Here is an 18,106-nt window from a genome sequence, read left to right on the forward strand (position 1 = left end):
GCGCCGGGTCAGCGCACGCTGCCGGGCAGCGGCGCCATCTTCCACAGCAGGGCGCGGAACGGCGCCAGCAGGCACAGGCCGATGGCCAGCTTCACGGCCAGGTCGCCGGCGCCCCAGCTGATCCACGGCAGCGACGAACCAGCGAACGCGACCGACCAGAAGATCGCGGTATCCACGGTGGCGCTGCAGCTGGTGGCGACCATCGGCGCACGCCACCAGTTGCCGGCCCGCAGCCGGTCGAACACGGTGATGTCCAGCAACTGCGCGACGATGAAGGCCGAGCACGAGGCCACCGCGATGCGCGGTGTGGCGACCCAGACCGAGAGCAGCACCGCGACCGCGAAGCCGGACCAGGCCACGCGGCGCGCGGCGTGCGGCCCGAAGCGGCGGTTGATCAGGTTGCTGACCAGGAACGCCACCGGATAGCTGAACGCGCCCCAGGTGAGCCAGTCGTTGATCGGGTACTGCACCAGCACGTTGGAGGCGAGCACCACGACCCCCATCGCCAGGACCGCCAGCAGCGATGACAGCGGGGTGAGGGGAGCGAAGCGGGGGGAGCGGGGCTGGGGCACGGTAGGCAATGGCGGGCGACGCGGTCGGCGCCGCGCGGAGGCGGAGGAGGACAGGGACGGGCCGGCGCGGAGCGCGGACCGGGGGGCATTGTACGGGCCGGCGCGGTACCGCCCTTCACGGGCAGCCGGCGCCGCCGTGCGCCGGGAAGCGCACGGCGGCGGTAGGGTCAGAGCACCCGGGTACGGCTCTCGTCGGCGGTCTGGATGGTGGGAACGAAGGCCAGCGCGGTACCGGTGTCGTCGCGGACCATCCAGCCGCTGCCCTGGGGGCTGGGCTGGAAGGCGACCATCGCGCCTTCGCTGAAGCCGGCGGCGGGGTCGTCCTCGCGCTTGGGCCACTGCAGGGTGGCGGTGTTCTCGGCGTTCTGCGGATCCTCCAGGGTGACCCGGCGGCCGCCGTCGTCGGCGGTGGCGACGGAATTGACCCGCATGTCCGGCAGCGGCCCGGCCCCGATCCGCCGTGCCCGTTCGTCACGCCGCTCGCGCGAATCGCTGGACAGGTCGGCGGCACCGCGTGCGCCGGCCGCGGACAGGAACAGGGGGCCGGACACCACCATCACCGCGCTGTAGCCGGATATCAGCACGGATGCCCGGGAGCCGCCATTGAGGTCGTGGTCGGAGGCGCGGGCGGCGCCGGTCGGGAACGCGCTGGCCAGGGCCGTGGCGGCAATGACGGCGAAGGTGCTGTTTCGGAGCAGGGAGGTCATGGGGTGGACTCCTGGGGGGATGGGGAGGCGGTGGGCGCCGTTGCGCCTTGATGGGGAATCGCCAGCTCGCGCTCCAGGGCGCCGCTGCGAAGCAGGAAGTCGAAGACCGACTCCACGGTCACCACCGAGTAGTTGCCGGAGATGCGCTCGCTGGCGGGGTGGTCGGTGACCGCCACATTGTCGGCGAAAAAGCGCGCGCCCAGGCGCTTGCCGATGCCGATGTGCAAGCGCGAAGGGGCGTAGCCGCGCTGCTTGAGCCAGGCCAGGGAGCGTTCACGGGTGTCCAGCGCCGGTTCGCCGGCGGACTGCGCCATGGCCGCGGCGGTGACTTCCAGGATCCATTGGTTGGAGTTCTGGTAGCCGGCGTTGCCCGGGTAGGCCAGCATGCTGTAGCGCGGCTGGTGCAGCGCCCGCGCCCGCGGCGCGGCCCCGTCCAGCAGGGACTTCAAGGCGGCCTGCACGGCCGGCGTGGGGATGCCCACGCGCAGGTCGGTGGTGATCGCGCTTTCGCCGACCAGGTTCACCAGGCCCTCGCGGTACAGGTCCGACTGGTCGGTCTTGCAGCGGTTGAGCAGGTGCAGGACATCCCAGCCGCCGTCGGCGTTGCGCACCAGGAAAGCCAGGTGGCTGTGGCGCAGGCCGTACTTGCTCAGATCCTGGCCGCCACGCGCGGCGAGGGCGACATCGACGCCGGACAGGTCGTCGAGGGTGTCGGCGGTGACCGCGGCCATGTCGAACATGGCGGCCATGGTGGCCGGCGGAGGGTAGCGGGGAGCGCATAGCGGCTGCGCCGCGGTGGCCGTGGCCGACGCCGCCAGGGCGAGGCCGGCGGCGAACAGGGACAGGAAGGAGGGTTTCATCGGCCGCATGCTCGCATGCGCTTCGGGAACGGTATCGGAACGGGCGCCGGGCGCGTGGCCGCCGGCCTCAGAGGTCCAGCCGCAGCGCGACCTCGGCGGCGATCCGCGGGGTCTCGCGCAAGGGCTCCACCGGGTGGTCCGGGTCCACGTCCAGCAGCTGCAGCCCGTCGAGGAGCCGTCCACGGTCGCGCAGCGCGTTCTGGAAGTGCCGCAGCCGTCCGCGGGCCTTCTGGCTCAGCAGGACCCCGACCGGGGCGCGGGTGGCACAGGCCTCGGAGAGCAGGTTGACCGAATCCGGGGTGCACAGCACCCGGTCGGCCCAGCCCAGCAGGCCGGCATAGGGGTTGCTGCCGTCGCCGCCATCGCTCCAGATCACCCCGGGCACGTCGTCGAAGGCCCGCAGCAGCGCCTGGGTCACCGGGCGCGGGGTACGGCGCGAGGTGGTCGCCAGCACGCTGCCGCCTTCCTGGCGCAGGCGCGTGGCCAGTGCGGCCAGCAGGGGGGCGATGTCCTCCTGCCGCCAGGGCGCGTGGTCGGTGGGGCCGCCGACCAGCAGGGCGGTGCGTGGCCCCGGAAGCTGCTCGAAGCTGGCGAACGCGGCACGGCCACAGGCCAGCCACTCGTCGGTCACCGGATTCAGGCTGCCCAGCAGCGGCAGGACATTGGCGCCGCGCAGGCGGTCGTGCTCGGGCACCACGACCAGGTCCCAGTGACGGGCATCGATGCGCGGGTCGAGGATCTGCACGGTGCGTGTCCCGCGCCGGCCCAGCAGGCGCAGGGCGGCCGCGGCCTGCCTGCCGCAGCCGATGGCCAGCGCGGGCGAGACCAGGCCGGCGAGCCGCTCGAAGGCGTCGCCGAAGCCGCGCACGGCCCCGGGCGCCAGGCGCGGTGCCAGCCACCGCCAGGGCGCGCGCGGCGCCAGCTGCAGGCGCTGCTGCCCCCCCAGGCGCAGCGCCGATGCCAACGCCACGGCCTGGCGCATGTTGCCGGCGCGGCCGTCGGTGATCGTCCAGGGAAGCGTCGATCGTTTCGCGTATGGCATTGATTCGTTTCAATGAGGCCTGGTGTTGCAACAGTCGCCGCGCTCTACACTGCGGGCACTGTTGCAGTGGCATTGTCCGGGGACTCCCGGCCAAGACCACGACCGTAGCCAATCCATCACGGAGTTTCCATGTCTGATGTTCTTGCCGACGCCGCGCTCGACCAGCTGTTCCGCACGGCGCGCACCCAGAATGCCTTCCAGGACCGGCCGGTCGAGGACCGCCAGCTGCACGCGCTGTACGAACTGGCGAAGTGGGGGCCGACCGCGGCCAACAGCACGCCGGCGCGCTTCGTGTTCGTGAAGTCGGCCGAGGCCAAGCAGAAACTTGCCCCTGCGTTGTCCGAAGCCAACCTGGCCAAGACCCTGGCCGCGCCGGTGACCGTGATCGTCGGGTACGACGAGGATTTCCACGAAAAGCTGCCCTACCTGTTCCCGCATACCGATGCCCGGTCGTGGTTCGAGGGCCCGCGCGACGGGCGCCATGAGGCCGCGCTGCGCAACGGCAGCCTGCAGGGCGCCTACCTGATGCTGGCTGCGCGCGCGCTGGGGCTGGACGTGGGGCCGATGTCCGGCTTCGACGCCGCCAAGGTGGATGCGGCCTTCTTCGCCGGCACCGCCATCAAGACCAATTTCCTCGCCAACCTGGGTCATGGCGACCCGGCGGGGCTGTTCCCGCGGTTGCCGCGCCTGTCGTTCGACGAGGCGGCCCGGATCGCCTGACCGGCCGCCGCGCCCCGTGCCACGGGGGCGGCTCGCCGAACCCGTTCCCACTCCAGCTTCCGACACCACAGGAGACACCCATGTCCACCGTTACCAAGCTGCTGCTTCCCCTGGCCCTGGTGGCCGCCCTTTCCGCCTGCTCCGAGCAGGCCGGCACCCCGGCGCCGGCGGCTGCCGACGCCCCGCCAGCGGCCGCGGCCGATGCCCAGCCGGCCAAGGCGGTCGACGTGGCATCGGGCACCTACACCCTCGATCCGACCCACACCGACGTGCTGGTGCAGTGGAACCATCTCGGCTTTTCCAATCCGAGCGCGCACTTCGGCCAGGCCGATGGCACCCTGGTCTACGATGCCGCCGACGTGACCAAGTCGCATGTGGAAGTGACCCTGCCGCTGTCGGGCCTGAACAGCTTCACGGCCAAGTTCGACGAGCACCTGCGCAGTGCCGACTTCTTCGACGCCGCCACCTTCCCCAGCGCCACCTTCAAGAGCACCAAGGTCGAAGCGGCCGGCACCAACAGGCTGACCGTCACCGGCGACCTGACCGTGAAGGGCGTCACCCGGCCGGTGGTGCTCGACGTGACCGTCAACGGTGCCGGCGAGCACCCGATGGCCAAGGTGCCGTCGGTGGGCTTCGATGCCACCACCACGCTCAAGCGCAGCGATTTCGGCATGGGCGGCTATGCGCCGGCCGTCAGCGATGAATTGCGCGTGCGGATCACCACCGAGGCGTCGATTCCGAAGGCCGGCTAAGGCCGTGCCGGTGCCTGCGGGCACGCGGCGACGGTAGTACGCAGCAGAAGGCCCGCCCATGGCGGGTCTTCTGCGTCAGGGCCGGCTGCGGCCGCAGCCCGCTGGGGCGCACTGCGCCTGCAGCCAGGCGGCGACCGCTTCGCTTGGGGGTTGCCCGGCCTTCAATGCCAGGCCGCTGGCCTGCACGAACGCCTGCGATGCCTGCGCCAGCCGCTGGCGGGCGGCCAACATGGCCTGCCTGGCCGCGGCCTGTTGCCGGCGCAGCTGCACGAGGGGAGCCGAAGGCCGTCCGGGTGGGGCGAACTTCTGGTCGCGACGCAGCATGTCGGCCACCTGCGAGACCGCCGTTTCGGCCTGCAGCCCGTGCCATTGCGCCTGCACCACGGCCCGCAGCGCGTCGCGCAGCACTGCTGGGCACGCGAATCCGGCCAGGAGGGCATCGCAGCCGGTGTCGTCGGCCAGGCGTTCCCGGAGGGCCTCCAGGGCCGTGATCGTCAGAGGGGCCATTGCGTCAGGGTGCAGTGCGCCGGGGACCAGCGGGCGCTGGCGGGAGCCTGTGCCGGTGCGCTTACTCGCAGCGCACCGCGGTGATGGTGTTGGCCGCATCGAGGAACACCCGCAGGCGGTCCTGGCGGAGGTCCCGGGTGACCACGGTGGCCGGGCCGATCGGATTGACCAGGCCGGCGCCGCTTTCGCGTGCCAGCCGGCGCATGGTGGCCTCGTCACCGCTCTGGCCCAGGGCCCACTGCAGCTGCGAGGCATCGCAGTGGCCGTCGCCGGCGATGGTCGGGCCGGGCGTGGTCAGGCAGCCGGACACGCCCGTGGCGAGCAGCAGGGCGGTGGCGGGAAGGCGGAACAGGCGGCGGAAGAGTATCGTCATGGCAGGCAACCGGTGGGGCCGCCGGAAGCATAGCAGTCCTGTGCCGGGTGCCGGCGCCATCGGTGACGGAGGTCACGTTGCGTGATCGGCAGCCGCAGCGTTCATCGTCGACGGCAGGCGGGATTGCTAGGCTTGCGCGGATCGACCACCGAACCACACGCGAACACAACCGAACGGGAGCTGCAGACCATGGGAAAACCGGGGAAATCCATCATCGCAGCCTGCATCGCGCTTGCCGTGGGCGGACTGAGTCTTGGCCAGGAGGCGGATGCCTGCACCCGCTTCGTCTTCCATGGCGCCAACGGCGAAGTGATCACCGGCCGCTCGATGGACTACAAGGTGGATACCGATACCCACCTGTGGATTTTCCCGCGCGGCATGAAGCGCAGCGGTGAGGCCGGCCCCCGCTCGCTGGAGTGGACCTCGCGCTACGGCAGCGTGATCGCCGGGGCCTATGACTTCGCCACCACCGACGGCATGAACGAGGCCGGGCTGGTCGCCAACATCCTGTGGCTGGCCGAATCGGAGTACCCCGAGCTCAATGGCGGCAAGCCCGGACTGAGCATTTCCGCCTGGGCGCAGTACATGCTCGACAGCTTCGCCACCGTGGACGAGGCGGTGAAGGCCCTGGCACGCGAGCCGTTCACCCTGGTCACCGACAGCGCGCCGGGCGAGGACCGCCTGGCCACCCTGCACCTGTCGCTGTCCGACGCCAGCGGCGACAGCGCGATCATCGAGTACATCAAGGGCCGGCAGGTCATCCACCACAGCCGCGACTACCAGGTGATGACCAACTCGCCGGTGTTCGAAGAACAGCTGGCGCTGGACAAGTACTGGCAGAACATCGGCGGCACGGTGATGCTGCCGGGCACCAACCGCGCTGCGGACCGCTTCGCGCGGGCGTCGTTCTACGTCAATGCGCTGCCCAAGTCCGAGGACCCGGTGGAATCCATCGCCTCGGCCTTCAGCGTGATCCGCAACGTCTCGGTGCCCTACGGCATCACCACGCCCAACCAGCCGAACATCGCCTCGACCCGCTGGCGCACGATCGCCGACCACAAGCGCGGCCTGTATTTCTTCGAGTCGGCGCTGGCCCCGAACGTGTTCTGGGTGGACCTGAAGAAGATCGACTTCACTCCCGAGACCGGCAGGACCCAGCGCCTGGACCTGGGGCGTTTCCAGCGGACCATCTACTCGGGCGAGGCCAACGCGCAGTTCAAGGACGCCGCGCCGTTCCGGTTCCTCGGCATCTGACGCCCGCGGCGGGCCCCGGCCGGTGCGCCGGCCAGGGCCCGTGGCTACACTGCTGCGCCGCCGTCGCCGGCGGCCGAACCCACGGAGATACCCCGCATGCTTCACTTTCCTTCCCGGCGCGCATCGGGCGCCTGTGTCCTGGCCGGCCTGTGCGCCCTGGCATCGACGGCCCACGCGCAGGCGGCCGAGGCCGATGCCTGGCGGTTCCAGCTGACGCCCTATGTGTGGATGGCCGGCCTGGACGGCCAGGTGCGGCCCTTCAGCGGCGCGCCGCTGGTGGACGTGGACCGCCCGTTCTCCAAGCTGCTCAATGATCTGGACGCGGCCGCGTTCGTGACCGGTACCGCGCGCCGCGACCGCTTCGTGCTGCAGGCCGACTTCAGCCACGCGTCCGTCTCCAGCAGCGGTACGCTGCCGATCGGTTTGCCGGCGCGGGCCAAGGTGCGGCAGACCTCGTTGACCGTGACCGGCGGCTACAACTGGACGCCGACCGCGGCTGCCAGCGTCGATCTCATGGGCGGCCTGCGCAACTGGGACATCAAGGCCACGGTCGAGGTGCCGGGACTGGTGAAGGCGCATTCCAATTCGTCGTTCACCGACCCCATCGTCGCCGCGCGCTGGCGGCAGTCGCTGGCGCCGCGCTGGTCGACGCTCGTCTACGGCGATACCGGCGGTTTCGGCGTCGGTTCGCGCTCGACCTGGCAGCTGCTCGGGGCGGTGAACTACGCCGCGCTCGACAACCTGCACCTGTCCCTGGGCTACCGGCACCTGAGCGTGGACTACCGCGACGGCGGCCGCCGCCTGGATTTCAGCCAGGGCGGGCCGATGCTGGGAGTGACCTGGCTGTTCGGCACGGGCCGGCAAGCGGTGCAATAGCCGCGACGGCGGATGCGCGCGGGCGTTCCGGACGGGCGCCGCGGCGCGACCGTCAAGGGGCACGCCGGCCAGGGAGAATCAGGCCGGCGGACAGGCCGGTGTTTCCGGAATGGTGGCCGTCCGCGGCTGCCACGCGACGCCGCGGAAGGACCGGTGGGCGTCCGCTACTCGGCGTCCTCCGGGTGGGCTTTCCAGTAGCCGGTTGCGCGGATCCAGTCCTTGGGCACGCTCAGGTGGCCCTCCACGAACTTGCGCATCATCCGCGCACGCCGCGATTCCAGGGCGATCCAGTAGAACGCATCGCCCTCGGGCGCCTCGAAGTCCACCAGCGCGTCCTCCAGCAGGGTGCTGGTGGCCGGATCGACGCCATTGCGCTCCAGCCACGACACCCGCACCTGGGCGGCGCTGGGCAGGGGCTGGCGGTCGCCCTCCTCGGGGATCTCGATCAGCGCCTCAACCCGGGCATGTGCCGGGAATTCGGCCAGGCGCCGCGCGATCGCCGGCAAGGCGGTTTCATCGCCGATCAGGACATAGGCGTCGTAGTCCTCGGCGACCAGGTGCGATCCGCGCGGGCCCGCCACCACCAGCGGGTCGCCGGGCTTGGCCTTGGCGGCCCAGGTGGAAGCGACGCCGTGACCGTGGAGCACGAAGTCCAGCGCCAGCTCGCCGGCGTCGGCATCGTGGAAGCGCGGGGTGTAGTCGCGGGCGGGCGACGGCGGCAGGCCCTCGGGCCAGCGCGGGCCCGACGCGGTGAGCTCCGGGAACACGAAGGCGCCTTCGGTGTTGGGGAAGAACAGCTTGACGTGATCGTCCGGCGACGGGCTGTGGAAGCCGGCCAGCGCCTCGCCGCCGAGCACGATGCGCTGCATGTTCGGGGTCAGGCGCTCGCTGCGCAGCACCTGCAGCTGGCGGAAGCGGGGAGTGAGCTGGACCATCCTGTTTTCGTGGGATCGCATGGCAGTACCTGTGGTCGGTTGGCGCGGAGCGCCGTGGTGACCTGGCTGGAGGCGTCTGGCTGGGTCGTGGGGAAAGGGGTCATGCGTCGCGCTTGTCGAGGGCCAGCAGGTCGGCGACCTGCTCCAGCAACTGCGCGACGTGCTCGGCATCGACGTCCTGCCAGCGCCCGTGGCGCTCCATGAGCGCGTGGGTGAAGCGCTGCATCGCGGTGCGGACCGGCAGCGGGAGGTTGGCCTTGCTGATCGCGCGCGCGCTGTAGCGCGCGCGCAACTGGGCATCCTCCACGTCGCTGCCACGCAGTTTCAGCTGCGCCTGGCCCAGGGACGTGATGCGGTAGCGCTTGCGGCCGCCTTGTTCCTCGGCGGTCACCCAGCGCTGCTTCTCGAAATCGGCCAGCAGCGGGTAGACCGAGCCGGCGCTGGGGGTATAGACGCGCGAGAACATCTCGCTGACCAGCTGGATCAGCTCGTATCCATGGCGCGGGGCCTGTCCCAGCAGCGCCAGCAGCAGCAGGCGCAGGTCGCCCCGGCCGAGCGGGCGGGTGCGGGGGCGCGAGGGCGGGGTGAGCAGGCGTGAGGACATGGTTTTCGATATATCGGATCCGCGAAGACGATATATCGGATTGGAAGGGTGCGCAAGCGTGGATGGACCACTCGACGTGCCCGCCCGACAGCGTCGGCATCGGCGCCGGACGCGGGTTCTGTGCAGTCAGTTTGCTGACCGCGTGGAACGGGAAACCCGCATCGAGGAGTGCGTCGCGGGCCACGTCCAACGGGGCCGCTGTCGCCGCCGATGCGTAGGTATTCATGCACCTGACCCATCCCTTTTCGCTGCCTTGCCGGAACCTTTTTTCAGGCGTAGGGTCAATTGTCCGGGCAGCACTTTCGCTGCCCGGACAGCGGAGGGCCAGGCCGGTGCAGCAGCGGCACGAACCAGTTCCAGGCAACATCCGGCCGTCGGGCCGGAATGGGGCGGGGGTTCGGGCTTCCCGTGCCGCCTGGGCCTCTCCATCCCGCAAGCGCCCCGAGCCCTCCGGCCGGGGCGTTTTGCGTTTGCGCACATAGGAGGTAGTCATGTTCGAAGGGCAGCCACAGAGCGAGATCGATGCGTTGATCAAGGCCAACCCGGAGTTCAAGCAGCTGTATCAACAGCACAGAAAGCTGAACAAGAAATGCATGGATGCCGAGCTGGGCGTACTCCCGATCGACGATGCGACGCTGGGGCAGATGAAGCGCGAGAAGTTGCTCGCAAAGCAGAAGCTGCTGCGCATCTATGAAGAACGGCTCAACTGAACCTTCCCCCCGTTGACACGTTACTGCCGCGGGCGAAGGGGGTTTCCTCGTCGGACCCCCTGGCCTGCGGCGCCTGGGGCGGTGATGGCGCGCTTGCCTGACTTTCCACCATAACCATCGGATAATCGTGGTCCGGCCGCCCGGCGGCGCGATTCACAAGCATATCGATGGCAATCCATTCTTCCGTACTCGAACTCATCGGGCGCACGCCGATCGTCAAGGCGCAGCGCCTGGACACCGGCGTCTGCGAGCTGTATCTCAAGCTCGAAAGCGCCAACCCGGGCGGGTCGATCAAGGACCGCATCGGCCTGTCGATGATCGAGGCGGCGGAAAAGCGCGGTGACATCGCTCCGGGCGCGACCCTGGTGGAAGGCACCGCCGGCAATACCGGGCTGGGATTGGCGCTGGTGGCGCAGCAGAAGGGCTACAAACTGCTGCTGGTGGTCCCGGACAAGATGAGCCGCGAGAAGATCTTCAACCTCAAGGCGATGGGGGCCGAAGTGGTGCTCACCCGCTCGGACGTGGCCAAGGGCCACCCCGAGTACTACCAGGACCTGGCCCAGGCCATCGCCGAACGTACCCCCGGGGCGTACTTCATCAACCAGTTCGGCAACCCCGACAACCCGGCCGCGCACGAATTCGGCACCGGGCCGGAGATCATCGAGCAGATGGGCGGGGAACTGGACGCCATCGTCTTCGGCTGCGGCAGTTCGGGCACCATGACCGGCCTGTCGCGGGCCTTCGCCCGGCTGTCGCCGGCGACCGAACTGGTCCTGGCCGACCCGGTGGGGTCGATCCTCGCCGAATACATCAATGAAGGCACGCTCAGCGAGAAGTCCTCCAGCTGGCTGGTGGAAGGCATCGGCGAGGATTTCCTGCCGACGATCTCCGACTTCAGCCGGGTGACCCGTGCCTACGCCATCAGCGACGCCGAGAGCTTCCACACCGCGCGCGAGCTGCTGGGGAAGGAGGGAATCCTCGGTGGCTCGTCCACCGGCACCCTGCTGGCCGCCGCGCTGAAGTACTGCCGCGAACAGACCACGCCGAAGAAGGTGCTGGTGCTGGTGCCGGATACCGGCAACAAGTACCTGTCGAAGATGTACAACGACTACTGGATGCTCGACAACGGCTTCCTGGAGCGCAGCCAGTACGGCGACCTGCGGGACCTGATCCTGCGGCCCTACAGCGCCCGCGACACCGTGGTGGTGGGCCCCAACGACCTGCTGACCACCGCTTACCAGCGGATGAAGCTGTACGACGTGTCGCAGCTGCCGGTCCTGGACGGCGACCGCCTGGTCGGCATCATCGATGAGAGCGACGTGCTGCTGCACGTCTACGGCGACGAGGCGCGCTTCCGCGACCCGGTGGCCATCGCCATGGTCAGCAAGCTCGACCGCCTGGACGTGAAGTCCCCGGTGGAGGCCCTGCTGCCGGTGTTCGACCGTGGCCAGGTGGCCATCGTCATGGAAGGCGGCAGCTTCCTCGGGCTCATCACCCGGATCGACCTGCTGAACTACCTGCGCCGCCGCGTCCAGTAGGCTGCGGCCCCCGGCATGGCCGGTTCAGGCCGTGCTGGTAAAATTCCACCCCTTTAGCCGGAAAGCACCATGACGGATCAGCAATCACGCAGCCGGGACGGCGCGGACAGCCTTTCGCTTGCCACCCTGGCCATCCATGGCGGGCAGTCCCCGGACCCGAGCACCGGCGCGGTCATGCCGCCGATCTACGCCACCTCGACCTACGCCCAGTCCAGCCCGGGCGAGCACCAGGGATTCGAGTATTCGCGTACCCACAACCCCACCCGCTTCGCCTATGAGCGCTGCGTGGCGTCGCTGGAAGGGGGCACCCGCGGCTTCGCGTTCGCCTCGGGCATGGCCGCCAGCGCCACCGTCATCGAGCTGCTGGACGCCGGCAGCCACGTGGTGGCGATGGACGACATCTACGGCGGCAGCTTCCGCCTGTTCGAGCGGGTGCGCCGGCGCACCGCCGGACTGGATTTCGGGTTCGTGGACCTGACCGACCTGGCGGCGTTCGAGGCGGCGATCACGCCCAAGACCCGGATGGTGTGGATCGAGACCCCGACCAACCCGATGCTGAAGATCGTGGACATCGCCGCGGTCGCCGCCGTCGCCAGGCGGCATGGCCTGATCGTGGTGGTGGACAACACCTTTGCGTCGCCGATGCTGCAGCGGCCGCTGGCGCTGGGGGCGGACCTGGTGCTGCATTCGGCCACCAAGTACCTCAACGGGCACTCGGACATGGTCGGCGGCATGGTGGTGGTCGGCGACAACGCCGAACTGGCCGAACAGATGGCGTTCCTGCAGAACTCGGCGGGCGGCGTGCAGGGCCCGTTCGACAGCTTCCTGGCGCTGCGCGGCCTCAAGACCCTGCCGCTGCGGATGAAGGCGCACTGCGCCAATGCCCAGGCGCTGGCGCAGTGGCTGGAAACCCAGCCGGCCATCGAGAAGGTGATCTATCCCGGCCTGGCCTCGCACCCGCAGCACGCACTGGCGGCGCGGCAGATGGACGGCTTCGGCGGCATCGTCTCCATCGTCCTCAAGGGCGGCTTCGACGCCGCCAAGCGCTTCTGCGAGCGCACCGAGCTGTTCACCCTGGCCGAATCGCTGGGCGGCGTGGAGAGCCTGGTCAACCATCCGGCGGTGATGACCCATGCCTCGATCCCGGCCGAACGCCGCGCGCAGTTGGGCATCAGCGATGCGCTGGTGCGCCTGAGCGTGGGGGTCGAGGACGTGGAGGACCTGCGCGCCGACCTGGCGGAGGCGCTCGCGTGAGCCGGACCCGTCCGGCAGGGGAGGGTCCCGGCACACGATGAGCGCCCAGCTTTTTTCCCAGTTCGCTAAGAGCATACGCAAGCCCGAGTTCTGGGCCTATTCCAGCTGGCTGGATATCGTCACCCGTTATCGCCGCAGCCGCCTCGGGCTGTTCTGGCTGCTGGCCCCGGTCGCGATGTTCATGCTCGTCACCGGCCCGATCTACGCCAGGATCTTCCATCGCGACCTGCCCAGCTACATGGTGCACCTGGGCATGGGCTATGCGGTGTGGCGGTTGATGGTGATGGTGCTCACCGACTCGGTGACCGCGTTGCGCAGCAACAAGTCGTTCATCCTGGACGGCAACACCCAGCTCACCGACTACACGCTCAAGTCGATCGCCAAATCGGTGTTCTACTTCGTTTCGTCGATGCTCGGAATGCTGGTCGTGCTGTTCTGGTCCTCGGCGGTGCCGCCGGTGGCCATCCTCAGCCTGTTCGTCACCGTCCCCATCGTGCTGCTCAACCTCCTGTGGCTGGGGTACAGCCTCAGCATCCTGGGGGCGCGCCTGCCCGACCTGTCGCACCTGATCAATACGATCCTCATGGTCGGCTTCCTGTTCACGCCGATCATCTGGGAGGGAAGCCGCTACCCGGCGGACAGCCTTGGCGGACAGATCGTCAGGCTCAATCCCGCCTATCACATGCTGGAGATCGTCCGCGAGCCGTTGTTCGGGCGGATGCCCGAAGCATCGACGCTGCTCTATGTCCTGGCACTCACGGTGCTGGGATGGCTGCTCGCTCTTTTCCTCTGCCGCAGGTACTCGCGCTATGTCCCGATCTGGATCTGAGCGGGCAGCGCCGGGCGTATCGATCGACGTGCGCGATGCGTCGCTGGTCGTTCCGTACTACGTGCAACCCGAGAAAACCGCATCCTCCTGGCTGTCGACCCTGCTGGGGGCCGCCACCGCGGTTCCCAAGCGCCGCTTCGCCACGCTGCTGGACGGGCTGACCTTCAGCATCCGCGAAGGCGAGCGGGTGGCCCTTATCGGCCGCAACGGCGCGGGGAAGAGCACGCTGCTGCGGGTGCTGGCGGGCGCTTTCGAACCCACCAGCGGCACGGTGGAGGCGCGCGGTTCGCGGCAGGCGCTGCTGAGCATCGGCCTGGGCTTCAACCCTGAAGCCACGATCATGGAGAACATCTTCCTGCGTGCCACGGCCATGGGCATGCCGCCGCACGACATCCGGCACCTGGTCGAGCCGGTGCTGGAGTTCTCCGGCCTGGGCGAAGTCGCCAACCGCCGCCTGCTCACGTTGTCCAGCGGCCAGCGCATGCGGCTGGGATTCGCCATCTCGACGGCCATCCATACCGACATCATCCTGCTGGATGAATGGTTCGGCGCGGGTGACGCGCAGTTCGTCAAGCGCGCCCGCGAGCGGATGATGGGGCGGGTGGAGGGCAGCAAGATCGTGGTGGTCGCCAGCCACAATGATGCGCTGCTGAAGAAGCTGTGCAACCGCGGGCTGCTGCTCGACCAGGGAAAGGTCGTCTTCGACGGCAGCGTGGACGATGCGTTGGCGGCCTACCGCAAGCTGTATCCGCCCCCGAGCTCGCCGGTCGACCTGGCGAAGAAGGCAGCGCGGGACGAGGCCAAGGCCGAGAAGCTGGCGAAGGCGGCCAAGCGCGCCAAGAAGCTGGCCATCCTGGCGCGCCGTGCCGCCGATGCAGCGAAGGGTGAAATCGTGGAAGCCGGCCCGGCGGCGGTCGCCACGGGTGATGTCGCGCCTGCGCCGGCAGGCATCGCGGGACCGCAAGGCAAGGGCAAGGCGGCTGGCTGAGGATGCGCATCCTGCTGGTGGCCTACGAATTCCCGCCGAGCCGGTCGCCACGCGCGCTGCGCTGGGGTTACCTGGTGCGCGAACTGGTGCTTCTGGGCCATGACGTGCATGTGCTGCTGCCGGACCTGGGACAGCCGGGCATCGAGTTCCCCGCGGGGCCCGGGCGGGTGGTCCTGCACACCACCTTTGCCGGTCCCTGTGGCTGGCTGGTGGGCAGGTCCCGCCGGCGCCGTGCCCGGCAGGGCATCGCGGTGCCCTCACAGTCCGCGCCCACGCAAGGGGGCGCTCCCTCCGGCATAGAGCTCAACTGGCGCGGGCATGCGGTCGAGCGGCTCAAGCAGGTCGCAGGCTGGTTCCTGTTTCCCGACGTGCGTGCGGAATGGACCCCCTGGGCCCGCGCCGGGCTGCGCCGCCTGCTGGCCGAGGTGAAGCCCGATGTGGTGGTGACATCGCATGAGCCGGCCTCCACGCTGCCCCTGGGCCTGCAGGCGCGCCGCCTGGGGGCCGCCTGGGTGGCCGACCTCGGCGATCCGGTGGATGCGGTCTATACCCCCGCGCGCTGGAAGGCGCGGGCGCGGGCGCTTGAAAAGCGCGTGTCCGCCGAAGCCGATGCGGTCATCGTCACCACCGAAGCCACGCGCGAACTGCTGGTCGCACGACATGGCCAGGACCGCGCCCGCTGCCCTATCCTTGCCAATGGCTATGACGACCGCATCGTGCTGCCGGCGCATGCTGGCGAGCTGGACAGGGTGCCGGGCAGGCTCGAGCTGCTGTATGCCGGGCGCCTGTACGGCTATCGCGATCCGACGCCCTTGCTGCAGGCGGTGGCCGCGACGCCGGGAGTACGGTTGACCCTTGTGGTGCCCGACCCTCCCACCGGTGGCGAGGCCGCGATAGCCGCGGCGGCGGCGGGCCGGGTGCGCATACTGGGATCACTGCCGCACGCGCAGGTGCAGGCCATGCAGCGGGATGCCGACGTCCTGGTGAACATCGGCAACCGGGGCCTGCCTGCGCAGATACCCGCCAAGCTCTATGAATACCTGGGATTCGAGCGGCCGATCCTGCATCTGGATACCGGGGCTGGTGATGCCGCGGCGGATTGGCTGCGCGGCTTCAACCGGGGCTGGTTGTGCGCCGCCGAAACCGAGCCGCTGTCGGTGCTGCTGGCCGGCCTGGTGGAGCGCAAGCGGCAGGGCCTGCTGGGGCAGGGGCTGGAGCTTGCGCCGGTCGCGGAATACGCGCACTCGGCGCGAGGCCGGCGATTGGCGATCGTGTTGCAGGAAGTGGTTTCCCGGCAGGGGCTGGCGCGGCATGGTATGGCTGCCCGTGCGGCCGATGCGGGTTGAAGGAGACAGGCGTATGGCGGACGACGACGAACTTGTCGAGGCGCGGGCGGAAATCGCACGCTTGGAGCGGCGCCTGAGGCAGAGCCAGCACGAGCTTGAACAGCAGCGTCGCCAGGAGGAAGCGATCCTCGCCAGCACTTCCTGGCGCCTTACTGCGCCACTGCGCAGCCTGGCCCTGCGTCTGCGGGGGCTGCCTGCGCCGGGCGGCGCGGTCCGCAGCCGCCGGACCAAGCCCGGCGTGGATGACGAGGGAGACGGCGATCGTGCTGGGGGGCGCGAAGAGCCGGCGAGCCCGCAGCGGGGCGCGGATGCTGGCGTGTCGAGCCGCATCGCCAGCGTGAAGGCGCTCGTACCGGGGATTCCGGCCAGCGCGATCCGGTGTGAGGGCGAAAGCGACGAGAACAGCAGTCACCGGTTGCTGGACTGCGCGGCAGCGATGGGCTCCCTGCTGGACCCGGTGGTACTTGGAACGCTGTCGGACATGGCGGCGGGGGAGGCGGACGCCGGAGAACACCATGCAGGGCGCCGCGCCGACGCGCCGTCCATCGCCTTCGTGGGAAGTGGCGGGCTGCTCGGCGAACTGATGTTCGACGCCCGGGTCACCCCGGTATCGGAATCCGGCTGGCGAGAGGAGCTGCAGCCGGGCCGGTTCGCCTTCCTGCTGATCGAGACCGTATGGCAGCCGGTGCGGGGCCAATGGCGTTTCGCGCTGACCCAGGACGGTGCCACGCGACCTGAGCTGGAGCGGATGCTGCGGCACTGCCGCACCGTCGGCCTGCCGGTGGTGGTCTGGTTCCGTACCGGCAGCGACGACCATGCACATTTCGCCTGGCTGGCCGCACAGGCAGACCTGGTCGGCGCCATCGATGAGGCGTCGAGTGCGCGATTGCGTGCCGATGCACCGGACGCCCGGATCATGGTGTTGCCCGCGGCGGTGCAGCCGATGGTGTACAACCCGCTGCGGCCGCTGCCGTTGCTCGATGCCTCGAACCGGTCGCGTGGGCTGGCGCTCTACGACGGGTGGTGGGAGCTGCTGGAGCAGGCTGCGGAGGACCCGTTGCTGGTCGCGATGGGGGCGCAGCTGCGCATCACCGAGAGCGTCTGGGACGTGGCGGTCAAGCGGCTGGAGGACTGTCCCGCGTATCGCGACCGCATGCTGGGGCGCATCGGGGTGATGGAGCGCGCGGCATTGGGCCGTGTGTTCGGTGCCGAGTTGTTCACGGCCGCCCGGCTGCAGCCGGAGTGGACGCAATGGCAGGCACTGCTGCGTTCGGCCGCATGCGGGGCGATCACGGCGTGGAGCGGCGAGGGTGACCAATGGGCGCCCGGGCTGCCCTGCCGCGGGGCGCCGCAGACGCTGGCGGCGTCGCTGAAGGCGCTCCTGGCCGACCCCTTGCTGCGGGCCCGCCAGGCGCATGCCGGATTCCGCCAGGTCGTGTCGGCGCATTGCCTGGCGGATCGGTTGCAGGACATCGCCACGGCGCTGGAGCTGCCGGCGCCGGGCTTTGTCGAACCTGCGCCCAGCGTGGCCTGCCTGCTGGTGACGATGCGGCCACAGCTGTTGCCCCGCTGCCTGGAACGTTTCCGCAACGACCGTTACCCGAACCGGGAGCTGGTCGTGGTCCTGCACGGCGAGGGAGATGTCGCGGCGGCACGTGCGCTGGTCCGTCCCGGCGAGCGGATCCGCATCTTCCAGCTGGGTGCCACCCACAGCCTGGGCGCCTGCCTCAATTTCGCCTTCGCCCAGACCGATGCGGCGTACTGGGCCAAGATCGACGATGACGACCTGTATGGACCGGACTACCTGTCCGACCTGATGCTCTATCGCCGCGTCAGCGACGCACCGGTCATCGGCAAGCCGATCGCGTTCGTCCATTCCGAGAAGGGCGATCGGCTGCACTGGATGCCCTCCTGGATGGAACAGCGCTCGCTGCGGGTATGGCAGCCGGGACATGGGCTCCCTCTGCTGGCCGGTGGCACCCTGCTGGGGCGCGCCGAGGTGCTGCGGCAGGTGCCGTTCTGCGAACGCCGCCGACGGGGATGCGACTCCGATTTCCTGCAGCGCTGTCACGAACACGACCTGGCGGTACTGGCGGCCGACGGGTTCAACTTCGCCTTGTTCCGCAGTGAGCGCCCCGAATTCCATACCTGGAGGAGCGGCAGCGAGGAGCTGCGGGGCCAGTCACGCGAGTGCGGCCCATCGGCGGATGCCGGCTCCAGCGTGTTCGTCTGAGAACGG

General features: G+C 69.7%; 18 protein-coding genes and 1 pseudogene. 11 read left to right on the forward strand and 8 right to left on the reverse strand.

The genetic code is table 11. The annotated features are described in order from the left end of the window. Positions 1-8: 8 nt before the first annotated feature. The 4 genes from K5L01_RS09755 to K5L01_RS09770 all read right to left on the reverse strand — a co-directional run bounded on the left by K5L01_RS09755 (position 9) and on the right by K5L01_RS09770 (position 3,181). Entirely contained in the window at positions 9-581 is a 573-nt protein-coding gene (locus tag K5L01_RS09755) for a VUT family protein (RefSeq protein ID WP_250064203.1), read from the reverse strand. A gap of 158 nt (positions 582-739) precedes the next feature. Beyond that, positions 740-1,279 carry a hypothetical protein gene (locus K5L01_RS09760; protein WP_250064204.1) on the reverse strand — a complete coding sequence of 180 codons (540 nt, stop codon included), beginning with the start codon at positions 1,277-1,279 and terminating at the stop codon, positions 740-742. Then, positions 1,276-2,139, reverse strand: a complete 864-nt coding sequence (locus tag K5L01_RS09765; RefSeq protein ID WP_250064205.1) for a DUF2145 domain-containing protein — start codon at positions 2,137-2,139, stop codon at positions 1,276-1,278. The genes K5L01_RS09760 and K5L01_RS09765 overlap by 4 nt, the downstream gene beginning before the upstream one ends. A 67-nt stretch (positions 2,140-2,206) precedes the next feature. After that, positions 2,207-3,181: a mitochondrial fission ELM1 family protein gene (locus K5L01_RS09770; protein ID WP_250064206.1), complete on the reverse strand. Its 975-nt coding sequence runs from the start codon at positions 3,179-3,181 to the stop codon at positions 2,207-2,209. A 129-nt stretch (positions 3,182-3,310) separates the two neighbouring features. Here K5L01_RS09770 and K5L01_RS09775 point away from each other — a divergent pair, with 129 nt between their 5' ends. After that, positions 3,311-3,901 (forward strand): malonic semialdehyde reductase, encoded by a 591-nt coding sequence (locus K5L01_RS09775; protein WP_250064207.1) that lies wholly within the window; start codon positions 3,311-3,313, stop codon positions 3,899-3,901. 80 nt (positions 3,902-3,981) lie between these two features. After that, entirely contained in the window at positions 3,982-4,653 is a 672-nt protein-coding gene (locus K5L01_RS09780; RefSeq protein WP_250064208.1) for a YceI family protein, read from the forward strand. Between the two features lie 75 nt (positions 4,654-4,728). Here K5L01_RS09780 and K5L01_RS09785 read toward each other — a convergent pair whose 3' ends face one another. Beyond that, entirely contained in the window at positions 4,729-5,160 is a 432-nt protein-coding gene (locus K5L01_RS09785; protein ID WP_250064209.1) for a hypothetical protein, read from the reverse strand. Between the two features lie 61 nt (positions 5,161-5,221). Next, on the reverse strand, positions 5,222-5,533 hold the full coding sequence (locus tag K5L01_RS09790; RefSeq protein ID WP_250064210.1) for an I78 family peptidase inhibitor: 312 nt from the start codon (positions 5,531-5,533) through the stop codon (positions 5,222-5,224). Positions 5,534-5,713: 180 nt separating this feature from the next. On the opposite strand from K5L01_RS09790, the gene K5L01_RS09795 reads away from it, so the two are divergent. Both K5L01_RS09795 and K5L01_RS09800 read left to right on the forward strand, forming a co-directional pair. Further along, a complete protein-coding gene (locus K5L01_RS09795) occupies positions 5,714-6,787 on the forward strand; it encodes a linear amide C-N hydrolase (RefSeq protein ID WP_425603883.1) in 1,074 nt (357 codons plus the stop codon). Between the two features lie 96 nt (positions 6,788-6,883). Then, a complete protein-coding gene (locus K5L01_RS09800; RefSeq protein ID WP_250064212.1) occupies positions 6,884-7,663 on the forward strand; it encodes a hypothetical protein in 780 nt (259 codons plus the stop codon). A 164-nt stretch (positions 7,664-7,827) separates the two neighbouring features. Here K5L01_RS09800 and K5L01_RS09805 read toward each other — a convergent pair whose 3' ends face one another. Further along, the gene (locus K5L01_RS09805) at positions 7,828-8,619 is read right to left on the reverse strand and encodes a siderophore-interacting protein (protein WP_250064213.1); all 792 of its coding nucleotides are present in this window, start codon (positions 8,617-8,619) and stop codon (positions 7,828-7,830) included. A 79-nt stretch (positions 8,620-8,698) separates the two neighbouring features. Continuing rightward, entirely contained in the window at positions 8,699-9,202 is a 504-nt protein-coding gene (locus K5L01_RS09810; RefSeq protein WP_250064214.1) for a PadR family transcriptional regulator, read from the reverse strand. A 491-nt stretch (positions 9,203-9,693) separates the two neighbouring features. Between K5L01_RS09810 and K5L01_RS09815 the strand changes: the two genes are divergently transcribed. The 7 genes and pseudogenes from K5L01_RS09815 (at position 9,694) to K5L01_RS09845 (ending at position 18,100) form a co-directional block, all read left to right on the forward strand. After that, positions 9,694-9,912 carry an HP1242/YdcH family protein gene (locus tag K5L01_RS09815; RefSeq protein WP_250064215.1) on the forward strand — a complete coding sequence of 73 codons (219 nt, stop codon included), beginning with the start codon at positions 9,694-9,696 and terminating at the stop codon, positions 9,910-9,912. A 167-nt stretch (positions 9,913-10,079) separates the two neighbouring features. Beyond that, positions 10,080-11,450 (forward strand): pyridoxal-phosphate dependent enzyme, encoded by a 1,371-nt coding sequence (locus K5L01_RS09820; protein ID WP_250064216.1) that lies wholly within the window; start codon positions 10,080-10,082, stop codon positions 11,448-11,450. 69 nt (positions 11,451-11,519) lie between these two features. Beyond that, complete coding sequence (locus tag K5L01_RS09825) at positions 11,520-12,704, forward strand: cystathionine gamma-synthase (RefSeq protein ID WP_250064217.1); 1,185 nt, start codon at positions 11,520-11,522, stop codon at positions 12,702-12,704. Between the two features lie 37 nt (positions 12,705-12,741). Further along, a complete protein-coding gene (locus tag K5L01_RS09830) occupies positions 12,742-13,533 on the forward strand; it encodes an ABC transporter permease (RefSeq protein ID WP_250064218.1) in 792 nt (263 codons plus the stop codon). Between the two features lie 148 nt (positions 13,534-13,681). After that, positions 13,682-14,521, forward strand: a pseudogene (locus tag K5L01_RS09835) (ABC transporter ATP-binding protein); the annotation flags it as partial. A 2-nt stretch (positions 14,522-14,523) separates the two neighbouring features. Then, positions 14,524-15,867, forward strand: coding sequence for a glycosyltransferase (locus tag K5L01_RS09840; RefSeq protein ID WP_250064220.1), 1,344 nt, complete (start codon positions 14,524-14,526; stop codon positions 15,865-15,867). A gap of 13 nt (positions 15,868-15,880) precedes the next feature. Then, complete coding sequence (locus K5L01_RS09845) at positions 15,881-18,100, forward strand: glycosyltransferase (RefSeq protein WP_250064221.1); 2,220 nt, start codon at positions 15,881-15,883, stop codon at positions 18,098-18,100. Positions 18,101-18,106: the final 6 nt, after the last annotated feature.

Source organism: Stenotrophomonas mori, assembly GCF_023556335.1.
GTDB classification, from domain to species: Bacteria; Pseudomonadota; Gammaproteobacteria; order Xanthomonadales; family Xanthomonadaceae; genus Stenotrophomonas; species Stenotrophomonas mori.

Coding starts and splice junctions, on each gene's coding strand:
- K5L01_RS09775 (WP_250064207.1), top strand. CDS start 3,311: ATGTCTGATGTTCTTGCCGACGCCGCGCTCGACCAGCTGTTCCGCACG.
- K5L01_RS09770 (WP_250064206.1), bottom strand. CDS start 3,181: ATGCCATACGCGAAACGATCGACGCTTCCCTGGACGATCACCGACGGC.
- K5L01_RS09760 (WP_250064204.1), bottom strand. CDS start 1,279: ATGACCTCCCTGCTCCGAAACAGCACCTTCGCCGTCATTGCCGCCACG.
- K5L01_RS09780 (WP_250064208.1), top strand. CDS start 3,982: ATGTCCACCGTTACCAAGCTGCTGCTTCCCCTGGCCCTGGTGGCCGCC.
- K5L01_RS09800 (WP_250064212.1), top strand. CDS start 6,884: ATGCTTCACTTTCCTTCCCGGCGCGCATCGGGCGCCTGTGTCCTGGCC.
- K5L01_RS09805 (WP_250064213.1), bottom strand. CDS start 8,619: ATGCGATCCCACGAAAACAGGATGGTCCAGCTCACTCCCCGCTTCCGC.
- K5L01_RS09785 (WP_250064209.1), bottom strand. CDS start 5,160: ATGGCCCCTCTGACGATCACGGCCCTGGAGGCCCTCCGGGAACGCCTG.
- K5L01_RS09815 (WP_250064215.1), top strand. CDS start 9,694: ATGTTCGAAGGGCAGCCACAGAGCGAGATCGATGCGTTGATCAAGGCC.
- K5L01_RS09840 (WP_250064220.1), top strand. CDS start 14,524: ATGCGCATCCTGCTGGTGGCCTACGAATTCCCGCCGAGCCGGTCGCCA.
- K5L01_RS09845 (WP_250064221.1), top strand. CDS start 15,881: ATGGCGGACGACGACGAACTTGTCGAGGCGCGGGCGGAAATCGCACGC.
- K5L01_RS09830 (WP_250064218.1), top strand. CDS start 12,742: ATGAGCGCCCAGCTTTTTTCCCAGTTCGCTAAGAGCATACGCAAGCCC.
- K5L01_RS09790 (WP_250064210.1), bottom strand. CDS start 5,533: ATGACGATACTCTTCCGCCGCCTGTTCCGCCTTCCCGCCACCGCCCTG.
- K5L01_RS09810 (WP_250064214.1), bottom strand. CDS start 9,202: ATGTCCTCACGCCTGCTCACCCCGCCCTCGCGCCCCCGCACCCGCCCG.
- K5L01_RS09765 (WP_250064205.1), bottom strand. CDS start 2,139: ATGAAACCCTCCTTCCTGTCCCTGTTCGCCGCCGGCCTCGCCCTGGCG.
- K5L01_RS09820 (WP_250064216.1), top strand. CDS start 10,080: ATGGCAATCCATTCTTCCGTACTCGAACTCATCGGGCGCACGCCGATC.
- K5L01_RS09825 (WP_250064217.1), top strand. CDS start 11,520: ATGACGGATCAGCAATCACGCAGCCGGGACGGCGCGGACAGCCTTTCG.